Source organism: Halomonas sp. KAO, assembly GCF_015595025.1.
Taxonomy (GTDB): domain Bacteria; phylum Pseudomonadota; class Gammaproteobacteria; order Pseudomonadales; family Halomonadaceae; genus Halomonas.
This window is the reverse complement of the sequence record NZ_JADNRL010000016.1, coordinates 1-4060: the sequence shown is the minus strand read 5'-3', so window position 1 is coordinate 4060 and position 4060 is coordinate 1. Positions and strand designations below refer to the sequence as shown.

The following is a 4060-nucleotide window of genomic DNA, read 5'->3' as shown; positions in this document are numbered from 1 at the left end:
AGTCCTGCGCCGGCCAGTGCCCCATCAAGGTCAATGTACCCGACTCCCGCGCCCAGTTTCTGGAGGTTTACCACGGCCGCTACCTGCGGCCGCTGCGCGACCACCTGGTCGGTAGCCTCGAGTTCCTGCTGCCCGCGCTGTCACGCATCGCCCCGCTCTACAACGCCGCCCTGGGCAACCGCCTGGTGGAACGGCTGCTGGCCGGCTCGGTCGGTATGGTGGACAGCCCGCGGCTCTCGCGATCACGCCTGCAGAGGCGACTCGACGCCTGGGGTGTGGACGAGGCCACGCCGGCGAGACTCGGCCGACTCACCGCGGATGACAGAGCGCGCAGCGTGGTGCTGGTGCAGGACGCCTTTACCCGCCACTTCGAGGCCAGGCTGGTACTGGACGTCGTCGAGCTGCTCACCCGCCTCGGCGTGCGGGTATTCGTGGCGCCCTATGCCCCCAACGGCAAGCCGCTGCATGTCCAGGGTTTCCTCGGCGCCTTCGAACGCACGGCCGCCAAGCAGGCCAAGCGACTGCGTGCCCTGGCCGAGTTCGGCGTACCACTGGTAGGCATCGACCCGGCCATGACCCTGACCTACCGCCAGGAGTATGTGAAGGCGCTGGGGCCTGAAGCCGTGCCCGAGGTGCGGCTACTCCAGGAGTGGCTGGCCACCCATGCCGACCGCCTGGCGAACCGGCTTGCCGACGGCCCCGCCCTAGCCGACCCTGGCTTCCAGCTGCTCGCCCATTGCACCGAGGCGACCACCGCCCCCGGCAGTCAGAGGGCCTGGCAGCAGGTGTTCGCTGCCTTCGGTCTCAAGCTGGAGCTGGTCAGCACCGGCTGCTGTGGCATGTCCGGCACCTACGGTCACGAGGCTCGCAATCTGGCGACCTCAAGAACCCTCTACGCCCAGTCATGGCAGCCGCTGGTAGAGAATCCAGCCAACGCCGGCAGACTACTGGCTAGCGGCTACTCCTGTCGCAGCCAGACTCGACGGTTCTCTAAAGCAGACTTGCCTCACCCATTAGAAGCACTGATGGCCGAGCTCAATCAAAGGGCTAATTGTGTAAACTCATCAGGTTGTTCACGGAAAGCCCCAGCCGGCTGACCGGAGGTTGTTAATTCAGGCTGGTATGAGGTCGTTGCCAGTTGTACTAGTGGAGCCAGGCGGGCAGATGCTTGGCTTCGCTCCTCCGAGTTCTCATAAGACCAGGCATAGGCCCACTCGCGCAGGGCGGTTTGAATGAACCGATCTGCCTTGCCATTGGTGCGGAGCGTATAGGTAGGGGCGAGTGCGCTTGCGCTTCAGTCCCAGTCGCCGGCACAGATGGTGAAAAGCACTGGACCGGTAGCAGGCGCCATTGTCGGTGAGCACCCGCGTGAAGCGAGTCCCTAGACCTAGATAATAACGTATGGTTTCCGACAGCGAGTAACACACGCTCCAGCCGATCATCGGGGTAGCGGGTGCCGAGGGCCACCCGCGAATGATCATCGATGGTAATGTGGGCATACTCCCACCCTGCGCCACACATGGCCTGTTGACGATCGCCGGTGACCCGATACCCCGGGCGTGTGAGTGGCCGAGTTTCTTGATATTCAGATGCAGGAGATCCGCCGTGTTCATAGCGATTGTCGGGCCTTGGCGGTGTCAGAGCGCCCTGACGATCAGCCCTTTGCGCTTAAGAATGCGCGCCACCATACTCTGGCCAACCCCCAGCTCCTGGGCAATCTGGCGATAGATCTGGCGTTGTTGACGACGCTCGACAATCTGCTCCATCGCCGTTGCGTCTGTTGCCAAAGGACTTCTGTGAGGGCGTGAAATCCGGTCCTGTAGGCCCTCGATCCCTTCTTCTCGGAAACGACACACCCACTTGTAAATCATTCCCACACTGACGCCTTGGGCTTGCTCGAGCCCTCTGGGCCGCAATCCTTCATTGATGACGCGAGCAGCCAGTAGGGCTCGACCATGTGGAGTGAGACGGGCATTCTTATGGGTGTTCATCCGGTCCTCCTAGAGCGATGAATTGGTTCGCATCTCCAGCCTTCCGAGTCGGCTCCGAATGAACAACCTACTGAGAGATCACAGCTAGTGCTTAAAGCCGTAACTGAATCACTCATGGCTAGAAAAAGTAACTTAGCCTATGTGCGCCCTTCGATGACACTACGCAGGCTACCGATGTCGACCTCGACGTACTCGAGTGTCGTGCTGATATTGCTGTGGCCAAGCAATGCCTTGACGATATGCAGGTTGCGATCTGGCTCCTTCATCAGCTCGGTACCCAACGTATGCCGGAATCGATGTGGACTCATCTGATAGCCACAAATCTGGGAGAGCTTCTGGTAGAAACTCTCGACCTGCCAGGAGTCCATCGTCTCCATTCGGTGCCGAACACTGAATCGGTTCACATTGAAAATCTGTTCACCACGCTTGATCCCCACCATCCTTGCCGAGTTCATCAGATTTTCTAAGTGCGGATAAAGGGCATTAGATATTGGAACAAAATGCTCTCGATTATTCTTGGCACCCTGCCAGGTAGCTGTAAGGACGCGGCCCTTCAAGTCAATATCTTCGGGCTTCATCAGCAATAGTTGAGTCAGCCGGATTCCCGTATGATAGAACGTTTCAAACACCACCTCCCAGAACCATGCAGGATGTAGCACCGATGGCTTATTTCGGTAACGCTCAATTTTCTTATGCAAATCGATTGCTTCCCTGGCCATCTCGACCTGGCGCTTATTCAGAGTCTTTTTCCGCTTCTTCGGAGAGCTTACCTCCATCTTGACAAATGGATTAGAGGAAACATGCATTAAGGCATGATCTATAGCATGCTTGAAAAGAATCCTGTTGTGTCGACAGTAGTTGTTCCAGCTTGAGTGTGAAAGATTTCTACCCGATTCAGAGAAGCAGAAGTCTCGCCACTTTCTCACATCTTCACGAGTCACTTCCTCAGGAAGCTTCTCCTGACCCAAAAAACGGCGAAATAGCTTTACAGGAACACAATATGAGGTCCGGCTTCTTTCTGTCAGCCAGCGTTCAGAAAAATAGGATTGCAACAAGTCATCAAAGGTAAATGTTTTCATTCTTCATTTTTCCCATCAATCAGGTCAATAAAGGGGTTATCAAGAACCTCTTTCCCCTCCTCCATCAGGTCATCCTTACTCACAAGATACCCAGACAGGGTGCTCGACTTCTTGTTTGGCCCAACCACTTTTACCTTGTGAAAACTTCCACCATCCTTGTTCTTCTTGTGCCGCTTCAGCTTCTGGAATGAATCCTGAACCTTTTTCCACTCTTTCTCGTCTCCACTCACCTCCTGGCAATAGCGCTTGAACACCTTGGGACTGACCACAAGCAGCATGCCATCTACAGCATGCACCAGGGCCTTTGAGTCATTCATCAGTATTTTGTGAGTTCTCAACCCATCTCGCAGCCAGGAGAAAAAAGCTTCTCCATATGATGCCTGTCCGGACGATGCATCATGCAAAGAACTTTCGTCACCATCAGCAGGACTAGGCGCCAACTTCCTCTCCAAATTTGGCACTGCTTTCTCAGCGTCGCCTATCGCGATATCGAGGATCGAGTCCTCAAGATTACCCCGAGTGGGCTCGGCATTGTTTTTACCCTCCAGCTTATCTGACTCCTCCGCAGGCGAAGGCTCCTCATACTTGTCTGGGGCTGGGTACTCTTCACCATCTACCCGACTACCTTTATCAGCTTCAACAGGTTCAACATTTCCTGAAAAAACATCTGGCTGCTCATCACCGGACCAAACAAGAGACTTGTGAACCTTGAGCATGGATAGTTCAGTTTTCCACTCTCCCATTTCGATCGCACACTTCCAGACCGACCGCCCCTCTGCATTCTCAATAATCAGCCCATGCGACTGCATCTCATCGTATAGACGAGACTCCTTGGTTGGAACATCCTCAATCCCATGGGTAACCCTGTGTGTCAACCTGCATCCATACACCGGCTCAGTGAGTTAAGCTCAATATCAGAGCCCGAGGTTCAGGAGCCCGTATCATGCCGAAACCGCCAACCGAGCTGCCCGATCATCAGGTCACGCCAAA

Annotated in this window: 3 protein-coding genes and 1 pseudogene; 1 reads left to right on the top strand and 3 read right to left on the bottom strand. The window is 55.7% G+C overall.

All coding sequences use genetic code 11. The features are described from left to right. A partial coding sequence (locus IOC61_RS05880) for a (Fe-S)-binding protein (RefSeq protein ID WP_195687942.1) occupies positions 1–1097 on the top strand: 1097 nt, incomplete at its 5' end. A 10-nt stretch (positions 1098–1107) separates the two neighbouring features. On the opposite strand, the pseudogene IOC61_RS05875 reads toward IOC61_RS05880, so the two are convergent. The 3 genes and pseudogenes from IOC61_RS05875 to IOC61_RS05865 all read right to left on the bottom strand — a co-directional run bounded on the left by IOC61_RS05875 (position 1108) and on the right by IOC61_RS05865 (position 3945). Further along, positions 1108–1991: pseudogene (locus IOC61_RS05875) on the bottom strand (leucine zipper domain-containing protein). Positions 1992–2128: 137 nt separating this feature from the next. Beyond that, on the bottom strand, positions 2129–3070 hold the full coding sequence (locus IOC61_RS05870) for a tyrosine-type recombinase/integrase (protein ID WP_195687941.1): 942 nt from the start codon (positions 3068–3070) through the stop codon (positions 2129–2131). Then, positions 3067–3945 (bottom strand): conjugal transfer nickase/helicase domain-containing protein, encoded by an 879-nt coding sequence (locus IOC61_RS05865; protein WP_195687940.1) that lies wholly within the window; start codon positions 3943–3945, stop codon positions 3067–3069. The genes IOC61_RS05870 and IOC61_RS05865 overlap by 4 nt, the downstream gene beginning before the upstream one ends. Positions 3946–4060 lie beyond the last annotated feature (115 nt).

What these genes read in the sequence shown, in the direction of transcription:
- IOC61_RS05870 (WP_195687941.1), bottom strand. Translation starts at nt 3,070, where the DNA reads ATGAAAACATTTACCTTTGATGACTTGTTGCAATCCTATTTTTCTGAA.